This window comes from Bradyrhizobium pachyrhizi (assembly GCF_029714545.1).
Classification (GTDB): domain Bacteria; phylum Pseudomonadota; class Alphaproteobacteria; order Rhizobiales; family Xanthobacteraceae; genus Bradyrhizobium; species Bradyrhizobium pachyrhizi.
Genome location: NZ_CP121667.1, coordinates 5483101 through 5500345 on the forward strand (window position 1 = coordinate 5483101; position 17245 = coordinate 5500345).

18 protein-coding genes are annotated in these 17245 nt (G+C 65.3%); 6 read left to right on the top strand and 12 right to left on the bottom strand.

All coding sequences use genetic code 11. From position 1 onward, the window contains the following. Positions 1-77 precede the first annotated feature (77 nt). Complete coding sequence (locus QA639_RS25925; RefSeq protein WP_050384503.1) at positions 78-1610, bottom strand: acyl-CoA carboxylase subunit beta; 1533 nt, start codon at positions 1608-1610, stop codon at positions 78-80. A 146-nt stretch (positions 1611-1756) separates the two neighbouring features. Between QA639_RS25925 and QA639_RS25930 the strand changes: the two genes are divergently transcribed. Both QA639_RS25930 and QA639_RS25935 read left to right on the top strand, forming a co-directional pair. After that, the gene (locus QA639_RS25930; protein WP_428841063.1) at positions 1757-2179 is read left to right on the top strand and encodes a DUF4260 domain-containing protein; all 423 of its coding nucleotides are present in this window, start codon (positions 1757-1759) and stop codon (positions 2177-2179) included. A 97-nt stretch (positions 2180-2276) separates the two neighbouring features. After that, the gene (locus QA639_RS25935) at positions 2277-3278 is read left to right on the top strand and encodes a dienelactone hydrolase family protein (RefSeq protein ID WP_028335493.1); all 1002 of its coding nucleotides are present in this window, start codon (positions 2277-2279) and stop codon (positions 3276-3278) included. A 153-nt stretch (positions 3279-3431) separates the two neighbouring features. On the opposite strand, the gene QA639_RS25940 is transcribed toward QA639_RS25935, so the two are convergent. Continuing rightward, positions 3432-4295: a DMT family transporter gene (locus tag QA639_RS25940; protein WP_283087632.1), complete on the bottom strand. Its 864-nt coding sequence runs from the start codon at positions 4293-4295 to the stop codon at positions 3432-3434. A 167-nt stretch (positions 4296-4462) separates the two neighbouring features. Between QA639_RS25940 and QA639_RS25945 the strand changes: the two genes are divergently transcribed. Then, the gene (locus QA639_RS25945) at positions 4463-5818 is read left to right on the top strand and encodes an aminotransferase-like domain-containing protein (RefSeq protein ID WP_157348045.1); all 1356 of its coding nucleotides are present in this window, start codon (positions 4463-4465) and stop codon (positions 5816-5818) included. A 124-nt stretch (positions 5819-5942) separates the two neighbouring features. Here the strand turns inward: QA639_RS25945 and QA639_RS25950 are convergent, their stop codons facing one another. The 5 genes from QA639_RS25950 to QA639_RS25970 form a co-directional block, all read right to left on the bottom strand. Continuing rightward, positions 5943-6599, bottom strand: coding sequence for a carboxymuconolactone decarboxylase family protein (locus tag QA639_RS25950; protein WP_028335490.1), 657 nt, complete (start codon positions 6597-6599; stop codon positions 5943-5945). An 81-nt stretch (positions 6600-6680) separates the two neighbouring features. Continuing rightward, positions 6681-7493 carry a class D beta-lactamase gene (gene blaOXA, locus QA639_RS25955; protein WP_050384499.1) on the bottom strand — a complete coding sequence of 271 codons (813 nt, stop codon included), beginning with the start codon at positions 7491-7493 and terminating at the stop codon, positions 6681-6683. Positions 7494-7626: 133 nt separating this feature from the next. Continuing rightward, the gene (locus QA639_RS25960; RefSeq protein ID WP_028335488.1) at positions 7627-7890 is read right to left on the bottom strand and encodes an EscU/YscU/HrcU family type III secretion system export apparatus switch protein; all 264 of its coding nucleotides are present in this window, start codon (positions 7888-7890) and stop codon (positions 7627-7629) included. Next, positions 7887-9470, bottom strand: a complete 1584-nt coding sequence (fliK, locus tag QA639_RS25965; RefSeq protein WP_283087633.1) for a flagellar hook-length control protein FliK — start codon at positions 9468-9470, stop codon at positions 7887-7889. Before fliK ends, QA639_RS25960 begins: the two co-directional genes overlap by 4 nt. Positions 9471-9534: 64 nt before the next feature. After that, positions 9535-10320, bottom strand: a complete 786-nt coding sequence (locus tag QA639_RS25970; RefSeq protein WP_028335486.1) for an ATP12 family chaperone protein — start codon at positions 10318-10320, stop codon at positions 9535-9537. Positions 10321-10390: 70 nt separating this feature from the next. Between QA639_RS25970 and QA639_RS25975 the strand changes: the two genes are divergently transcribed. Next, positions 10391-10846: a hypothetical protein gene (locus tag QA639_RS25975; protein WP_038377669.1), complete on the top strand. Its 456-nt coding sequence runs from the start codon at positions 10391-10393 to the stop codon at positions 10844-10846. Between the two features lie 103 nt (positions 10847-10949). On the opposite strand, the gene QA639_RS25980 is transcribed toward QA639_RS25975, so the two are convergent. Together QA639_RS25980 and QA639_RS25985 are read right to left on the bottom strand one after the other, a co-directional pair. Further along, positions 10950-12257 carry a metal-dependent hydrolase family protein gene (locus QA639_RS25980; protein ID WP_028352164.1) on the bottom strand — a complete coding sequence of 436 codons (1308 nt, stop codon included), beginning with the start codon at positions 12255-12257 and terminating at the stop codon, positions 10950-10952. 165 nt (positions 12258-12422) lie between these two features. Beyond that, positions 12423-12986 carry an HdeD family acid-resistance protein gene (locus QA639_RS25985; protein WP_028335483.1) on the bottom strand — a complete coding sequence of 188 codons (564 nt, stop codon included), beginning with the start codon at positions 12984-12986 and terminating at the stop codon, positions 12423-12425. A gap of 202 nt (positions 12987-13188) precedes the next feature. On the opposite strand from QA639_RS25985, the gene QA639_RS25990 reads away from it, so the two are divergent. Then, the gene (locus QA639_RS25990; RefSeq protein WP_157348039.1) at positions 13189-13356 is read left to right on the top strand and encodes a hypothetical protein; all 168 of its coding nucleotides are present in this window, start codon (positions 13189-13191) and stop codon (positions 13354-13356) included. A 52-nt stretch (positions 13357-13408) separates the two neighbouring features. Here QA639_RS25990 and QA639_RS25995 read toward each other — a convergent pair whose 3' ends face one another. Next, positions 13409-15061 carry an MFS transporter gene (locus QA639_RS25995; RefSeq protein WP_028335481.1) on the bottom strand — a complete coding sequence of 551 codons (1653 nt, stop codon included), beginning with the start codon at positions 15059-15061 and terminating at the stop codon, positions 13409-13411. Positions 15062-15131: 70 nt separating this feature from the next. Next, positions 15132-16130: a glutaminase A gene (gene glsA / locus QA639_RS26000; protein WP_283087634.1), complete on the bottom strand. Its 999-nt coding sequence runs from the start codon at positions 16128-16130 to the stop codon at positions 15132-15134. A gap of 428 nt (positions 16131-16558) precedes the next feature. On the opposite strand from glsA, the gene QA639_RS26005 reads away from it, so the two are divergent. Next, a complete protein-coding gene (locus QA639_RS26005) occupies positions 16559-16768 on the top strand; it encodes a hypothetical protein (protein WP_028335479.1) in 210 nt (69 codons plus the stop codon). A gap of 152 nt (positions 16769-16920) precedes the next feature. Here the strand turns inward: QA639_RS26005 and QA639_RS26010 are convergent, their stop codons facing one another. Next, positions 16921-17223 carry a hypothetical protein gene (locus QA639_RS26010; RefSeq protein WP_028335478.1) on the bottom strand — a complete coding sequence of 101 codons (303 nt, stop codon included), beginning with the start codon at positions 17221-17223 and terminating at the stop codon, positions 16921-16923. Positions 17224-17245 lie beyond the last annotated feature (22 nt).

The window sequence follows — 17245 nt, forward strand, 5'->3', positions numbered from 1 at the left end:
GGAAGCCGCAACCCGCCACGGATCGTGCGGAGCGAAGATGGTGGGTTACGCTTGTGCTAACCCACCCTATGCTCTCCTCACAACGGCAGATTGTCGTGCTTCTTCGCGGGGATTTCCACCTTCTTGTCCTTCAGCATCGCCAGCGCCCGTGCGATCCGCCGCCTCGTCGAATGCGGCATGATGACGTCGTCGATGTAGCCGCGCTCGGCGGCGATGAAGGGGGACAGGAAGCGGTCTTCGTATTCCTTGGTGCGCGCGGCGATCTTGTCGGGGTCGCCGATGTCACTGCGGAAGATGATCTCGACTGCGCCCTTGGCGCCCATCACGGCGATCTGGGCGGTCGGCCAGGCGTAGTTCATGTCGGCGCCGATCTCCTTCGAGGCCATGACGTCGAAGGCGCCGCCATAGGCCTTGCGGGTGATGATGGTGACGAGCGGCACCGTGCACTGCGAATAGGCGAACAGCAGTTTCGCACCGTGCTTGATCAGGCCGCCATATTCTTGGCTCGTACCCGGCAGGAAGCCCGGCACGTCGACGAAGGTGACGATCGGGATGTTGAAGGCATCGCAGAACCGCACGAAGCGCGCGGCCTTGCGTGAGGCGTCGCTGTCGAGCACGCCGGCCAGCACCATCGGCTGGTTGGCGACGAAGCCGACGGTGCGGCCGGCGATGCGGCCGAAGCCGGTGACGATGTTTTTCGCGAAGGTCTCAGAGATCTCGAAGAAGTCGCCCTCGTCGACGACCTTCAGGATCAGCTCCTTCATGTCGTAGGGCTTGTTCGGATTGTCGGGGATCAGCGTGTCGAGCGACATGTCGACCCGGCCGATATCGTCGAAGCTCGGCCACTCCGGCACGCCGTCGGTGTTGTTCGAGGGCAGGAAGTCGATCAGGCGGCGCATCTGCAGCAGCGCGTCGACGTCGTTCTCGAACGCGCCGTCGGCGATCGAGGAGCGCGTGGCATGCACCGAGGCGCCGCCGAGCTCCTCGGCGGTCACCACCTCGTTGGTGACGGTCTTCACCACGTCGGGGCCGGTGACGAACATGTAGCTGGTGTTCTTCACCATGAAGATAAAGTCGGTCATCGCGGGCGAATAGACGTCGCCGCCGGCACAGGGGCCCATGATGACGGAGATCTGCGGGATCACGCCTGACGCGATGACGTTGCGGCGGAATACATAGGAATAACCCGCCAGCGCCGCGACGCCCTCCTGGATGCGCGCGCCGCCGGCGTCATAGAGGCCGATGATCGGCGCCCTCGCCTTCATCGCCATGTCCTGCAGTTTCGTGATCTTCAGCGCGTGGGTCTCGGAGAGCGAGCCGCCGAACACCGTAAAATCCTTGGCGAAGACAAACGTCTTGCGGCCGTTGACCGTGCCCCAGCCGGTGACGACGCCGTCGCCGGGAATCCTGGTCTTCTCCATACCGAACTCGATCGAGCGGTGCTCGACGAACATGTCGAATTCCTCGAACGAGCCCTTGTCCAGCAGGAGCTCGATCCGCTCGCGGGCGGTCAGCTTGCCGCGGGCGTGCTGCGCCTCGATGCGCTTTTCGCCGCCGCCCAGCTTGGCGCCGGCGCGCCGCTCTTCGAGGGTATCGAGGATATCTTTCATTTGTTTCCGCCCGTGTTAGCTACAGTCCGCGTCCCGGCGCGAGCCGAGGTTCGGAAATGGCTTAGCACGGCCATTTCGGAACCGGAAAGGCGGTTGTGGCCGGGTTCGGGCGCAAAAAACGGTAGGATTTTCCGATATCTGGGGAGATGGCGATGACCGACACGAACACGGCCACGGTCGAGACCGGCGCACCGACCGGCGGGGTGCGCACCCTGCTCCGGCTGGAGGGCCTGGTGCTGTTCCTCGGCATGACCGTGCTCTATGCCCAATGGGAGGGCTCGTGGCTGGTCTATGTCCTGCTGTTCCTGGTGCCGGATTTGAGCTTTGCCGCCTATCTCGCCGGACCGCGGGTCGGCGCCATCGTCTACAACGCCGCCCACAGCTATCTGGCGCCGGTGGCGCTGATGACGCTGGGCTTTGCCGCCGCGGCGCCGCTGGTGCTGTCGATCGCGATGATCTGGCTCGCCCATATCGGGATCGACCGCGCGCTCGGCTACGGGCTGAAATATTCCAAGGGCTTCGGCTTCACCCATCTCGGGCGGATCGGGAAAGCGCAGGAGCCCGCCTAGCGCCCGCTTCCTGACGTCACGCACGGCCGGTCAAATTGACAGCGTGCGCGTCGATTGCTGTAGTCGCGGCCAATCAAGACAACATCGGGGGGAATCGATGCTGACCGACTGGCGCCTCGCCGCGACCGCGATCCTGTTCTGCTGCGCCGTGCTGTTCACCTGCATCGAGACCAGCGCGCAGCAGATTCCGAAGGAGATCGCGGCGCGCACCGAGATCTACGGCATCCCCTCGCTGACGATCTCCGACCAGCAATTCCTGAACGGCGACAGCAACGGCAAGGCGGTCACCGTCGGCGGCGAATTCCGTATCGCGCAAGGCAGCGGCCGGCTGCCGGTCGTGGTCCTGATGCACGGCTCGAGCGGCGTCGGCGCCGGGATGGACGGCTGGGTGCGCCACTTCAACGGCATGGGCATCTCGACCTTCGTGATCGACGGCTTCTCCGGCCGCGGCCTCACCGCGACCGGGCCGAACCAGGCCCTGCTCGGCCGGCTCAACCTGATCGTCGACATCTACCATTCGCTGGAGATCCTCGCGAAGCATCCGCGGGTCGACCCCGAGCGCATCGTGCTGATGGGATTTTCGCGCGGCGGCCAGGCCACGCTCTATGCCAGCCTCGACCGCTTCAACAAGCTCTGGAACAAGTCCGGCGTGCAGTTCGCGGCCTACATCCCGTTCTATCCGGACTGCTCGACCGGCTATCTGACCGACACCGAGGTCGCGGCGCGGCCGATCCGGATCTTTCACGGCACGCCCGACGACTATAACCCGGTAGCGAGTTGCAAGGCTTATGTCGCGCGGCTGCAAGCAGCCAAGCGCGACGTGGTGCTGACCGAGTATCCCGATTCCGCGCACGGCTTCGACGCCGGCCTGATCGGCAACAACACGGTGGTGGAAGCAACGGGATCGCAGACCGTGCGCCACTGCACCATCAGGGAAGGCGAAGGCGGCGTGCTGATGAATGCATCGACCCAGGCGCCGTTCAGCTACAAGGATGCCTGCGTCGAGCTCGGCCCGCATGTCGGCGGCAACCCAACCACCGCGCTCGAGGCCCGCAAGGCGGTCAGCGACTTCCTGCAGGCGCTGTTCAAGCTGAGCTGACAGACGCGGGTGTTCCAGTGATGCTTTACACTGCCGTCATTGCGAGGAGCGATAGCGACGAAGCAATCCATTTCTCCGATTGCAGAGCGATGGATTGCTTCGCTTCGCTCGCAATGACGTGGATGGAGCAATGTGTGTCCCTCTGAAGAACAGTTAAGCGAAGCCGCGCGCGAACACCACGCAGACCACGACCGCCAGGGTCGCCGCGATCATCGACCACGGCACCTGCTCGTGCAGCAACAGGCCGGCCAGCGCGAGGCCGAAGAACGGCTGCAGCAGCTGCAATTGGCCGACGCTGGCGATGCCGCCGATCGCAAGGCCGCGATACCAGAACACGAAGCCGACCAGCATGCTGAAGATCGAGACATAGGCGAGCCCGAGCCAGGCCGGCGCACCGATGCCCTGCCAGCTCGGCGGCAGCGTCATGATCGTCATCAGGAGCACCACCGGCGCCGACAGCACCAGCGCCCAGGAGATCACCTGCCAGCCCCCGAGCCGCCGCGACAGCGCCGCGCCTTCGGCATAGCCGAGGCCGCAGACGATAATCGCCGCGACCATCAGGAGGTCGCCAGTCAGGGACGCCGATCCGTCGCTCGACAGAGCGAACGCGCCGACCGTCGCGCTGCCGACGCAGGAGAACAGCCAGAACAGCGGCTGCGGCCGCTCGCCGCCGCGCAGCACGCCGAACACGGCGGTCGACAGCGGCAGCAGCCCGATGAACACGATCGAATGCGCCGAGGTGATGTGCTGCAGCGCGAGCGCGGTCAGCAGCGGAAAACCGATCACCACGCCCAGCGCGACGATGGTCAGCGACACCAGGTCCTTGCGCTGCGGCCAGGGCTGCCGCAGCACCGCCAGCAACGCGGCGCCGAGCAGCGCCGCGATCGCCGCCCGCGCCGAAGTCAAAAACAGCGGCGAGAACCCGGCCACGGCCACGCGGGTCGCCGGCAGCGAGCCGCTGAAGATAATCACGCCGAGCAGGCCGCTGCCCCAGCCGTCGATCGAAGCCTTGTCCATCGTACCTCACTTCCGAACGCCGACCATAGCCGGCGGAGGCTCGCCAAGGCAGCTACAGATCAGTACAATACTGCAAAACTGTATGGGCAAAGGTAGGCATACACTTGCAACAGCAATCCGATGCGCCGCAATCCGACGCAGCGAAGGCCACGCGGACCACGGACGTGATGAACGCGATCCGCGCCAAGGTGGCGAGCCGCGCGCTGGTCGCCGACGACCGCCTGCCCTCGATCCGCGGCCTGGCCGCGACCATGGGAGTGTCGCCCTCCACCGTCGTCGAGGCCTATGACCGCCTGGTGGCCGAGGGCCTGATCCGCGCCCGGCCCGGCTCCGGCTTCTATGTCTCGTCCGCGGCCCTGCCGCCACTCGCGCTCGCCAAGGACCAGCCGCAGCGCGATCGCGCGGTGGATCCGTTCTGGGTGTCGCGGCAATCGCTCGATGCCGAGACCGGCGCGCTCAAACCCGGCTGCGGCTGGCTGCCCGCCGAGTGGATGCCGACCGAAGCGCTGCGGCGCGCGTTGCGCGGCCTGGCGCGGGCCGACGACGCCGTGCTTTCCGACTATGGCGCGACGCGCGGCTCGCTCACGCTGCGCCGGATCCTGATGGCACGGTTTGCCGACGAAGGCCTCGAGGTGCCGCCCGAGCAGCTCTTGCTGACCGCGTCCGGCACGCAGGCGATCGATCTCGTCTGCCGCTTCCTGCTGCGGCCGGGCGACACCGTGCTGGTCGACGATCCCTGCTACTTCAATTTTCGCGCACTGCTGCGCGCGCATCAGGTTCGCATCGTCAGCGTGCCCTACACGGCATCGGGCCCCGATATCGCGAGTTTCGAGGCGACGCTTGCCGCCGAGCGGCCGCGGCTTTATGTCACCAATTCGGCGCTGCATAATCCGACCGGTGCGACGCTGTCGCCGCAGACCGCGCACCGCGTGCTGAACGCGGCCACAGCCCATGATCTCACCATCGTCGAGGACGACATCTTTGCGGACTTCGAGCCCGAGCCGTCGGCGCGGCTCGCCGCGCTCGATGGCCTGAACCGCGTGATCCGGATCGGCAGCTTCTCCAAGACGCTGTCGGCATCGGTGCGCTGCGGCTTCATCGCCGCGCGCGCGGACTGGATCGAGGATCTCGTCGATCTCCAGGTCGCGACCGGTTTCGGCGGCCCCAGCGCGGTCGCGACCGAGATCATCGCCAGCGTGCTGTCGAGCGGTTTCTATCGCAAGCATGTCGAGGAGCTGCGCCGACGCCTTGCTCGCGCCCGCCGCGACGTCGGCGACAAGCTGCAGCGCATCGGCGTCACACCCTGGCTGATGCCGCGCGGCGGCTTCTATCTGTGGTGCCATCTGCCCGACGGGTGCGACTCGGCCGACGTGGCGCGGCTGGCGCTCGCGGACAATGTCGTGCTGGCGCCGGGGAACGTGTTCAGCGCCTCGCAGACGGCCGCCGCCTTCATGCGCTTCAACGTCGCGCAATGCCGCGACCCGAAACTGATGCCAACCTTGCAGCGGGCGATCGGGCGCTGAGGCATGATGAGATCGAACTGGGGCAGCGGCGGTACTTCACCTCTCCCCGGCGGGGAGAGGTGAACCGAACCCGCGACCAAAGCGATTGAGTCCAAACCATCGCGCGCAAGCCAGCAGCGGCGCCCTACTTCTCACCCACCTTGAACGGCTCCTCCTTGCCCGGCGGCACTGTCTCCTCAGCCATCGCCAGGATCATCGCCACCATCACGTAATTGCCGGCGACTGCGGTGAGGTCGACGATCTGCTGATCGTTGAAAATCTTCTTGGCTCGCGCATAGGTCTCGTCGGAGACCTTCTTGGTCGTGGTCAGTTCGGTGACGAAGTCGTACACCACCGCCTCGTCGTCGGCCATCTTCGATGGGCGGTTGCCGGCCTTCAGCTCGGCGATGACGTCGGGCGGCAGACCGGCCTTGGCGGCGAGCGGCGCGTGCGCGAACCACTCGACCTGTGAACGCCACTGCCGGCCGATGATCAGGATCGCGAACTCGTTCAGCCTGGTCGGCACCGAGGTCTGCCAGCGCAAATAGTAGAACAGATCGTAGAGGCGCTGGCCGAGCACCGGGCTCCGGATCATCGGATTGTAGGGACCGCCGATGCCGACGCTCGAGACCTTCATGATCTGCTCGCCGAGCGGTTTTTGCAGGTCGCTGAGCTGCTCCATCGTGAGCTGCGGGAAGCGCGGCTCCTTGCTGGTGGCCGGCACCGAAAACACGGTTGCTGCGAGCCAGCCGCCGGCCGCAGCCAGCGTGAGCGACGAGAGCCAGACTGTTGCTGAATGCATGATTCCTCCGCTTTGATTTATCGGAGGATGCTAGTCGAGCCGCACAGCGTCGACCAGCCGCGGTGCGCGCAGGTCAGCTCGTCACAGCGCGACGATATCGGTGAGGCATTGCTGCGAGACGCTCATCCGCGCATCGATCTGCGCCTGCGTCTTGCAGTCCATGTTCATCGCGAACACGGTGATGTCGGTGCCCTTCTCGGCCCAGCCGACCAGCCAGCCGAGCGAGCCGTGCTCCTTGTCGGTCAAGCCGGTCTTGGCGCGAATGACGGCGGCGCCGACCTTCGTCACCGGGAGAATGTCGCACACCAGCTGCTGGCTGCGCTTGCCGACCGGCAGCACGCCGCGGCGCAGCCGGTCGAGGAAATCGATCTGCTGCACCGGATCGATCCGCAAATTACCGGTTACCCAGAACTGGTCGATGCCGCCGCCGATGTCGCGGTTGCCGTAGTCGATGATGTCGAGATATTTCTTCATCCGCTCCTCGCCGATGCGGCGGGCGATCTCCTGGAACACCGGAAAGGCCGACACCGCGAGCGCGGAGCGCAGCGTGTGATCCTTGTTCCAGGCCTCGATGCTGCGGGTTGTGCCGTCCCACTTGAAGACGTCCTTGTCGGGATCCTGCACCACGCCGGTCTCGAGCGCGATCAGCGCGTTCGGAATCTTGAAGGTCGAGGCCGGCAATTTGCCCTCGCCCGAGCGGACCTTGTCGCTGGCGATGATCAGATAGTCCTCGACCTTGTAGCCGACGAAGGTGCCCTCGGTGCCGAGCTCGAAGAAGCGCTTTTGCAGCTCCTCGCGAAACTCGCTGCGCTGATAGGACACGTTGGCGAAGCTGCGCGACGGCAGGATCGCGGCGGCAGCAAGCAGACCGAGCGCATGACGGCGATGGATCACGACAAGTCCTGGGCAGGTTCGCGTTGACGACGATGGTGGATGCCATCGTGGTGAAAGGATGGCAAGAAGACTCACTTGTTTGTCGCGTTTTCTTCACGCGAACCGGTGCCCGCTTCGCTCGAAAACGCGATCGCTAGCGCGCCCGGCCCGACATCCGCAGCACGAAGACCAGCACCTCGGCGACGGCCTTGTAGAGCTCGGCCGGAATCTCGTCGCCGAGCTCGACATTGGAGAGCGCGCCGGCCAAGACCTCGTTCTCCTCGATCGGAATGTCGTTGGCCTTGGCGACCTCGATGATCTTGGCGCCGATCGCGCCCTTGCCTTTCGCCACCACGCGCGGCGCGCCGGCGTGGTCGTAATGCAGCGCGACCGCGAGCTGGTTGTTGGCCTCGCTCATGATGCGCGGTCCAGGAAATGGCCGGCGCGCGCGGGCGCAGGTTGCGGCGGGCTGCCGTCGCGGATCTCGATATCGCCGGGCGTGAGCTCGGCCCTGGTCAGCGCCTGGCTCAGCTCGGAGGCGACGGCGCGCAGTTGCGCGGCGGTCGAGGGACGCTCGGCCCACATCCGCACCGAGGTGCGCTCGCCGTTCAGCGAGACCAGCGCGTGCACCGGCCCGGCGGGCTCGACGTCGAGCGTGAAGCGCGCGCGCCACACCCGCTTGGCGGCTTCGACCGCGCTGCCGCCGCCATCGCGGGAAATCTCGAACTGCGCCATCGCCGTGCCCTGCGGGGTCAGGAACGGGATCTCGAAATTCCAGCGCGGCAGCATGGCGTCGAGCTGCGGGCGCGTAGCGTCGCCGCGGTCCGGCAGCGAGGCGACCTGCAGCAGCGTCTGCCGCGCCAGCGCGGCGTCGGTGTTTTCCAGCAGGCGATGCGCGGCGGTCGCGAGCGGCGTGTTTGGGGCGATCGACGGCTCGGCGACGGCCTGCGCCGACGGCAGCGCGCCGTGAAATGGCGGCGGCGGTGTGTTGCCGCGTACGGACAACTCACCCGGCAGCATCTCCCTCGGCGCGGCGCCCTGCCGTGCGGGGTTGCCGAGTTCGTGCAGCGCTTCCTGAATGAGATTGAGCGCGCCGCCGGAGGACGGGCCGGCATCGAGCGCATCCGCGAGCGCGCCTGCGAGCCCTGTGGCGCCGCGGCTGACATCCTCGGCGACCGGCAGGCGGGCCTGCGGCAGCAGGATCTCCTGAACGTCGAGGTCTTGCGTGCCTGATGGCACGAGGCTCGGCGCCGTCGCGGCGCTGGCCAGCGCCGGTTGCTGGAGCGATGTGGTGGACGGCGGCCTGCCGGCATCACCGGCGCTGAGCGAGGTCAGCGCCTGGCGCAGCACGATCAGCGCGGCCTTCAGATCGGGCGCGCTGCCGCTCGCGGGCGTAATGCCCGCCGCCAGCATCGCCTCGAACAGCAGGCCGGACTTCTGCAAGCCGGCCTTGACCGCATCGCCGCTCAAATTCTCGTCGAGGCCGGTCTGCTGCGCCAGCACCTGCGCGATCGCGGCCTGCAGCTTCGGCGGCAGATTGGTGGGAGCGACCGCGGCAAGATTGGCGAACAGCGGCGCCTGGCTGCCCTGCACTGCCGCCGCAGTCTGCGCCGCCGCGGTGATGGTGACGCGCTCCAGCGGCGTCAATACAGGCTTCGGTGCCGTGGCGATCGGCTGGGCGGCAGCGGCAGCGTTGGCCGCTGCCGGCGACAGCCGTACGGCGTCGCCGGTGTCCGGGCCCGGCCCGACCAGCTGCAGGCGGATGCCGTCATTGGTCTGCGACACCGCAAGCTGCAGGTTCTGGCCCTGCTGCAGCGGCACTTCGGTCTGGACGTCGATCGACAGGCTCGCGATGGCGATCCGCACCAGATCGGCGGACAGCACCTTCAGCACCTGCGCATTGACGACGCTGCCGGCCTCCAGCGTGAGGTCCGGCGCAACGCTGTCCGCCTCCTTCGAGGCGAGCACCGGCAGCACGGGATTGATGGCGATTGCCATGTCGGAGGTCTCGGCCAGGCGCGAGGAACGAGCCGCAGGCTAGCCCGGCGCCGTAAACCCCTCGTTAACCGGCCGCCGGCGCCAGCTCCCTGAGCACGCCGGCGGCGGCCTTGAAATCGAGCTGGCGGGCGGCGCGGCGGGCGGCGACTTCCTCGTCGACGCCCCATTTCTCGATGTTCCAGTCCTCGTCGACATGGGCCGCGGCCCAGACCTGGTCCTCGTCGCGGATACCGTGCGCCAGCGCCAGCGCCAGCAGCGCCGAGCCGGTCAGCGTCGTCACCACATGGAGTGCCGCGACCGACCATGGGTCAGTCGGGAACGCCGCCCGCGCCGCCTTGATCGCAGGCTCGGGCTGGCCGACATGCATCACCCCCTCGGCCATCACGAAATGGGCGCCGAGCGCGTCGGCGGCCCAGAACAGGATCGGATCCCAGTGCTGGGCCTCGCGCGCCACCAGCGTCTCTGGATGGCCGGCGCGGTAGAACAAGAGGTCGCTGCCGAGGAACTTGGCCGCATCGTCGGCGACCTCGTCGACGCGATCAATCACCCCCTCGATCACGCTGTTGGCAAGGCGCGTCAGCGGCATGGTCATGGGATCGATGGTCTCGCCCTGCGCATTCCATTCCGCCGCCACCGCGTCCGCAATGGGCCGCGTGGGCACCGCGATCGGCTTGCCGGACGGAGAGCGGATCGGCTTGCCGTCGAGCGTGATCGAAAATTCGCCGTCGGCCTCGGCGACGCCGGCGCTGGTGTAGAACCGCTTGCGCTGGGGCGTGCGAATGTGGCGCCGCACCGCCTCCTGCGGATCGAACGGAGATTGTTCTGGGACATCGTCGAAAAGGTCGCGCATCGCGCCGGGTAGCTTTCGTTCAAAGGGATTTCCCTGCAAGATATGTCAGGGGCAACGGCAAATAAAGCTGATGGGACGCGGCAAATTCCTTGCGGGTTTTTCGCTGGTTGCGGCGGTTTTCGCCGCCGCCACGGCCTGTGCCGGGTTCCGTTCGCCGGAATCCCTGATCCGCAACGTCTACGCCTATTATGGGCGAGGCAGCGCCGAATATTCCAACGGCCTGCCGCGTGACGAGGAAACCGCTCGCCGATTCTTCGATCCCACCCTGCGCGGTGCCTGGACCGCGCTGCACGATGCGCCCTACGATTTTCTGGTGCAGAGCCCGACCTGGCGGCTCGGCCCGATCTCGATCGCAATCCCGCGCCGGCAGTTCGACAGGACCGACGTAACGGTGACATTCGACAATGAAGGCCGCGCCGTCACGCTCAACTTCATCGTCGTCAACGGTCCCGACGGCTGGGTGATTTCGGATGTCGAGAGCCCGCACGATTCCTTGCGGATGTTTCTGACGCAGTTTCGGCGGTAGGAGACTGCCCTTGCCGTTCCGGCGACCGCTGCTCCACCGGCCAAGGTCGGCAGCCATATCGGCTTTAACGCTGCCGCTTGGCCCGCCTTGTGATCATGTCCGCCTACCTGTTCCGGTCACCACCAAGAAGATTCTTGTAAACCTTCCCATCTTTCATGATGACCAGGAAGTTCTTCGCCGGATCTTCGATCAGCTTGATGTTGTCGATCGGATTGCCTTCGACCAGCAGAAGGTCGGCGAGCGCACCTTCCTCCACCACGCCCAGCTTGCCCGAATATGGATTGCGAAGCCCGGACAAAGCGAGCAATTCGGCATTCGTCGATGTCGCCATGATGAGCGCTTCAGCCGGCGTGTACCATCGCGTGAGGGCTGCCAGCATGGCGCCTTGCCGGTCAGCGAGCGCTTTCGAGAACAAGACGTCGGTACCGAAGGCCGTCTTCAACTTGTACTTCTTGGCAAAGCCGTAGACCCTGTCGGTGCCGGCAACGACCTGCCGCATCTTGTCCTGCTCCGCAGGTCCAAGAGCACTCGCGCCCGACAGATCGAGGAAGGGCTGGGTGCTCAGCCAAATTCCCTTCTCGGCCATCAGGCGGGCCGACGCGTCGTCCATCAAATGACCATGCTCGATGCATTTGACTCCCGCTGCGATCGATCGCTGGATCGCGACCGGCGTGTAGGCGTGTACGGCGACATAGGTACCCCAGTTCTCGGCAGCATCTACCGCGGCACGCAACTCCGGTTCAGTGAACGTGGACACATCGAGCGGACTGAACGGCGACGCCACGCCGCCGCCCGCCGTGAGCTTGACCTGTGTAGCCCCTTGCATGAGCTGCTCGCGCACGCGCACGCGAACTTCGTCCGGGCTGTCCGCGACCATGGCGCCGCCTATCCTCTCCATGCGGCTGAGCATGCCGCCGATCGTTCTGGGCAGATCGGACAGCTGCCGGAAGTCGCCATGGCCGCCGGTGATGGTGATCATGGCACCGGATGGGTAGATGCGGGGACCGGCGACGAGACCTTCGTCGATCGCGCGCTTGAGGGAAAAGGCCGGCCCGCCCATGTCGCGAATGGTGGTGAAGCCGCGCATGAGCGTGGCCGTTGCCTCGGCGGCCGCAAGAAGATTGGTGTAACCAACGTCGCTCGCCATCACGGCCGCCGGCGTCGGGCGTACCAGCAATGCATGCCAGTGCGCGTCGATCAGCCCGGGCATCAGCACCCGTCCGTCGCCGGCAATCAGCTGAGCCTCGGCCGCGATCGCCGCAGTCGAAATCTTCTCGATCTTGTTGTTCCGGATCAGCACATTGGACGGCCCGGACAGCGCGCCATTCCTGCCATCGAAAATTCGCACGTTCTGGAACAGCACGCCGCCATCCTGCTGGGCTTGCGCCGGCAGCAAGGCGACGAGGCTCATCACAATCGACGCAACCAGCGCCGAAACTCTGACGCCCTTCCGCAAACCTGACATGTCCACTCTCCCCCGATGGCGCATCGCGCGAGACCGTCACTGATCTCGCGTGGAGCCGACTTGATTTCAGACGATTAATGAGAGTTCTGCCGCTCCCTCACAATCGACGTCCTATTGAGCCGCTCTGGCGGCAGGCTGCAAAGCATAGCTCAGCCATCCGATGCCATGAGACAGCAGATCGATCCCCAGCAGCAGCCCGAGCACCCACAGCCCGGTTGCCGGAAATCCCGTCAGAATGACGAGGCCGGCCAGAACGCCAAACAGCCCGGATGCCAGCATGATCCAGCCGGACTGCTGCCAATGGCGGATGCCGATCAGCATACGCACAATCCCGGAGACTAAAAGCATGAGACCGAGGGCATAGGTCAGGAGCAGCGCGCTCGTCACCGGTTGGCTGAGCAGAACGATTCCGCAAGCAAGATAGAGCACCCCCAGCAGAAGCTGCCACACGAATCCGCCCCAGCCCTTGGTCCAGAAGGCGTGCAGGATTTCGAACCCGCCGGCAACGATGGCGGTCCAGCCGATAAAGATGGCGCTGATCACGGTGAAAAGCGCGACATCTCCCAGGACCAGAAGGCCCGCGGCGATCATGACGAGGCCCAGCAGAACGCAGACCCATAAAGGCGGGCCAGGCAGGCCGCGGAGCATCGTGGAACTGTTCTCATAGGTAGCCATGTCGTCCTCCTTGATCCCAGGCAGCCATGGACGGTCGCGGCAACCGGGCCACTCGAACTGCCGGAGCTTGTGCCTGCTCTCACCAGCGCCATCCACAACGGCGGCGACCTCTGTGCCACCAACAGACCCAGCGGCGCCGGCGATGCCGGCGGCGGCGCGGTGGCGGAGGACGCGGGCGCGGTGGTGGTCGGGCGACGACCATATGAAGCGGCCGCTCGGGATCATCCGTCTTCGTGACGAGGGCATCTTCAGGGACGAGTGGCAGCGCCTTGGCCGCCTGCGTCAGCAAGCCGGTTCCGAGACCAACGGCTGCAACGCCGCCGAGCATTCTCCGGAGCACGATGCGACGATCGAGTTCATCCATATTTGACACCCGTCCGTTCTTGCAGAGACCTTCTTGCCCGGCGGCGGCCAACATACGATCAGGCCGATCGCTCGCCCTCGCCGGTCGCTCCGTCGTCCGGTATCTCGCCCGGCCGATAATTCGGCAGCCGTCCTGCGGGAATGATCGCAAGCAGTGCGAGGCCGGCCATGATCAGCAATCCGATCTTCAAAGCGCGCAGGCGCGCTTCGGTATTGACCCGGACGGCTTCCTCGACCTGCTGCGGCGTACCGCTGGTGCCTTCGAGCACGCTGCGCAGCCGGTCATTGCTGACGAAGGTGATGTTGCCGAGATCAACCTGGCTCTGAAGCTCCTTGGTCAGCACCGGACTGGCCGCAATCCTGCCGAGCGCGATCGTGCTCAGAAGACCGACCAGAAGCGCTCCGGCGACAGCGGTGCCGACTGCAGCCGCCAGATTCTGTGTGGTTCCGCGCAACGACCCGACGTCCCCGGCCAATGCCTTGGGTGAGGCCGTGACCAGAACGTTGAACAGCAGCGTCACCAGCGAGCCCTGGCCGATACCGAACAGCACGAGGCCAAGGAGAACGGGAATCTCGCTCCAGTCGTTGCGCACGACGAACGCGAGCCACAGCAACGCGACAGTGCAGAGGCCAAAGCCGAAGCGTCCGATCCGGCGAGGCGTCAGTTTGTCGTAGAGATTGACGATCATCATCGCCGAGAGAAAAACGGTCAGATTGAAGGGCATCATCGCGATCGCCGTCGCAATTGGCGAACGTCCCTGCACAATCTGGATGTAGAGCGGGACCGTGAAGTTCAGCGCTGCCTCGAGCGCCACGACCGCGAACAGCGCGTAGACGGCGCACCTCTCCTCCGGTGAATCGATCACCTCCAACGCCAGCAAAGGCGTCCTCCCCGCGGCCTGCTGGCGATGGGTCCACATCAGGAATGCCTGCCCGAGCACAATGCCAAGCACGATCAGGACCGGTGCCGGCGAGACGCTCAGCAATTCGAATGGCGCGTTAGGGGTCGCCAGGATCACGCCCCAACTGTTCAGATTATTGAATCCGAAGCTGATGAAGATGATCGCGCTCGCGGCAAGAGCGACGCCGATCAGGTCGATCTGGACATCCGGGCGACCGCGGTCCGGCCGCAGGCGGAAACTCAGAGCGAAAGCGATCGCCGAGGCAACGATGAGAATTCCAAACGCGGGGCGCCAGCCGATATAGGTGCCAAGCAACCCGCCGACGACAAATGCCAGCACGCCGGCGGCAGCCCGCGCCGAGCCCAACGCGCCAAGGGCCGTCGCCTGCTGGCGTCCGCCATAATTCTCGGCAATCAGCGCGACGAGCGAGGGCACGATCACCGCGCCCGCGGCGCCGCAAAGCGCCTGAGCGGAAATCATGACGGAGGCCGTGGGGCTGAACGTCATCGCAATCTGCGCTATCAGGAAAAGCACGACCGCAGCACGAAATACCTGCACCGCCCCGAACCTTTGGGCGAGCTTGGCGCCAAGCATCACGAACCCGGCGACAAGCATCGAGTACGCCACGATTCCGGTCGCGACGGTGGTCGGCGGCACGCCGAAGCTGGCCACCATTCCCCCCATCGCAACCGGCAACGACGCGACGTTGAACGACATGATCATCTGACCGAACGCAATTGCGACCATGGGCACCCATGATGCGCGCTCCTCCTGATGAATGTCGCCGATCGAGATTGCTTGCGTTGCCATCGCGTCCTCCAACCTGCCCGACGTTGCGATCGATCGGGCCACAGCTCGACCGATCTTCAGTGCCTCTTGTTCACTCGTCCGGTTGGGACACGAACAGATCCATGCCCAGTCTTTGCGACAGGAACTTCGCGGCGAGCTGCCCTCGCACGCTGTTGCCGGCCGCATCCAGTGGCGGCCCGAAAGTGCCGAAACCACCCTTTCCCGGAGACACCGCGACGATGCCTCCACCAATGCCGCTTTTGCCGGGCAGGCCGATGTCGTACAGCCAATCCCCCGACGTTTCATACAGCCCCGCCGTAACCATGACGGCCAATGCATAGTGGCACACGGCCGCATCGACCACCCGCTGCCGGGTCACCGGATTCACGCCACCATCGGCGAGCGTCGCGCCCATCACGGCCAGATCCCTGGCGCTCACATTCAGCGAACACTGCCGGGTGTAGAGATCGGTCGCCTGCCTGGCGTCGCAGTAGATCCGGTCGTAGCTTTCCAGCAACCGCGCGATGCTTCGATTGCGAAAGTTGGTCTTGGATGCCGATGCGTAGACTTCCTCGTTGAGCGAAAGTTTGCGACCCGCGAAGCGCGACAAGCCGTCATGAATGAACCGCCATTGCTCGTCAACGCTCGAGCCCGGCACGAGGCTTGTGGTCGCGATCGCGCCTGCGTTCACCATGGGGTTGGTGCGCCCGGCTCCATGCTCGATCGCCGCCAGTGAATTGAACGGCAGCCCGGTCGCGTTCGCGCCCAGTTTTGCACGAGCCTCTTCAGGGCCGATGGCCTCGCACACCAATGCGAATACGAATGGCTTCGATACACTCATGATCGAGAATTCGTATTCGATATCGCCCGCGCCGTAGACACGTCCGCTGGTACCGGCCACGCAGACGCCGAACAGTTCACTCGGCACCCTGGCCAGGGCCGGATAAACCTGCGAATTGGTCCCTTCGCTGTTCGACTTGAAGCGCTGATGCGCTTGAGACACGAGCTCCTGCACCATCTCGGGTTCGGGCAAGTGCCCGGTCGAGATGTAGGGCCGCTCCGCTTGTTCCGCGATCGAAGGCGGCCACATTGGCTGTCCTTCCGGATTTCGACCTTATGGCTTCAGGTCTTCTAGTCGGCAACCAGAAGTAGGCTCCCAAAAAGCCACGGAGTCAACGATCCACCTGCACAGCCTTTGCAACACTTGCGTTGGTGCAGACCACTTTACGACAAATGCGCTGAACGCATTGCGTGTCGCGGAATTGCAGCGCCGTTGTGCGATACGACACTCGATTGAGTCATGCGACGTTTCGGCGCGGCTAGGTAAGCAAGGTTGCCCAATCGCCCGCGGCGCAATTGAATCAAAAGCGAAGTCATCATGGCAGCAACGAGCGATTTCCATCATTGGCACGCGAGAGTACGATCGTCGTGTGCGGATGTGAGCCCGCCGCTTGTCCAAGCAACACCGGCCCGCGGCGACGGTGGAATGACCGCATCATTTACAGAGTGAGGTTGATCATGGTGGCGCGCGCAAGCGACGGACAGCTTCTGTTGGTAAAGAAGCTTGGTGGGCTTATTGCTATCGTTGTTGGCTGCTTGCTGACAGCGGTTGGTGTGACATTCGAATCGACAAGCACAATTGTCGTCGGTGTCCTGCTTCTTGTGCTCGGTGCGGCCCTGCTCACGCTCAAGATCATGAGACGAAATCAAAGCGGTCCGTTTGGATAGCCAGACAGATTCGCACGGTCGACGGCCTCGAACCGGATCGCCGCGCCTCCGCCGGTCGATGCCGCTTGTCTGTTCGATAACGTGCTTGCGCCGGCGCGGCGGCAATTCCGTCAGTGCGTCAACAAGGCTTGTCTAGCAGACCACGCCCCGCCCTAATCGCGGTGGTTGGCGCAGGATCGCGAATAGGCGGCACGCTCGGCCTGGTTCAGGCCCGCGGCGGCGGCCTCGTCGAGGCACCGGCTGACGCGGTCGCCGAACGAGCTGCGCGGCCGCGAACGCAGGCTCGGCTGCGTCGGCGCGTCCATCCTGGGGATAGCCGGCACCTCGATCCGCGGCGGCGGCGGGGGTTGGGGGACCGGCGGATCCCACGTCGAGCGGCCGGGCGCAAGGATTTGCGCGCTCGCCGCGCCCATGGCCCAGAGCAGAATGCCGGCAGCAATCAGGGATCGCTTCATAGCCTATATGTCGTGACGCCGC

Coding starts and splice junctions, on each gene's coding strand:
- QA639_RS25925 (WP_050384503.1), bottom strand. CDS start 1,610: ATGAAAGATATCCTCGATACCCTCGAAGAGCGGCGCGCCGGCGCCAAG.
- QA639_RS25930 (WP_428841063.1), top strand. CDS start 1,757: ATGGCGATGACCGACACGAACACGGCCACGGTCGAGACCGGCGCACCG.
- QA639_RS25935 (WP_028335493.1), top strand. CDS start 2,277: ATGCTGACCGACTGGCGCCTCGCCGCGACCGCGATCCTGTTCTGCTGC.
- QA639_RS25940 (WP_283087632.1), bottom strand. CDS start 4,295: ATGGACAAGGCTTCGATCGACGGCTGGGGCAGCGGCCTGCTCGGCGTG.
- QA639_RS25945 (WP_157348045.1), top strand. CDS start 4,463: ATGAACGCGATCCGCGCCAAGGTGGCGAGCCGCGCGCTGGTCGCCGAC.
- QA639_RS25950 (WP_028335490.1), bottom strand. CDS start 6,599: ATGCATTCAGCAACAGTCTGGCTCTCGTCGCTCACGCTGGCTGCGGCC.
- QA639_RS25960 (WP_028335488.1), bottom strand. CDS start 7,890: ATGAGCGAGGCCAACAACCAGCTCGCGGTCGCGCTGCATTACGACCAC.
- fliK (WP_283087633.1), bottom strand. CDS start 9,470: ATGGCAATCGCCATCAATCCCGTGCTGCCGGTGCTCGCCTCGAAGGAG.
- QA639_RS25970 (WP_028335486.1), bottom strand. CDS start 10,320: ATGCGCGACCTTTTCGACGATGTCCCAGAACAATCTCCGTTCGATCCG.
- QA639_RS25975 (WP_038377669.1), top strand. CDS start 10,391: ATGGGACGCGGCAAATTCCTTGCGGGTTTTTCGCTGGTTGCGGCGGTT.
- QA639_RS25980 (WP_028352164.1), bottom strand. CDS start 12,257: ATGAGCCTCGTCGCCTTGCTGCCGGCGCAAGCCCAGCAGGATGGCGGC.
- QA639_RS25985 (WP_028335483.1), bottom strand. CDS start 12,986: ATGGCTACCTATGAGAACAGTTCCACGATGCTCCGCGGCCTGCCTGGC.
- QA639_RS25990 (WP_157348039.1), top strand. CDS start 13,189: ATGAAGCGGCCGCTCGGGATCATCCGTCTTCGTGACGAGGGCATCTTC.
- QA639_RS25995 (WP_028335481.1), bottom strand. CDS start 15,061: ATGGCAACGCAAGCAATCTCGATCGGCGACATTCATCAGGAGGAGCGC.
- glsA (WP_283087634.1), bottom strand. CDS start 16,130: ATGTGGCCGCCTTCGATCGCGGAACAAGCGGAGCGGCCCTACATCTCG.
- QA639_RS26005 (WP_028335479.1), top strand. CDS start 16,559: ATGGTGGCGCGCGCAAGCGACGGACAGCTTCTGTTGGTAAAGAAGCTT.
- QA639_RS26010 (WP_028335478.1), bottom strand. CDS start 17,223: ATGAAGCGATCCCTGATTGCTGCCGGCATTCTGCTCTGGGCCATGGGC.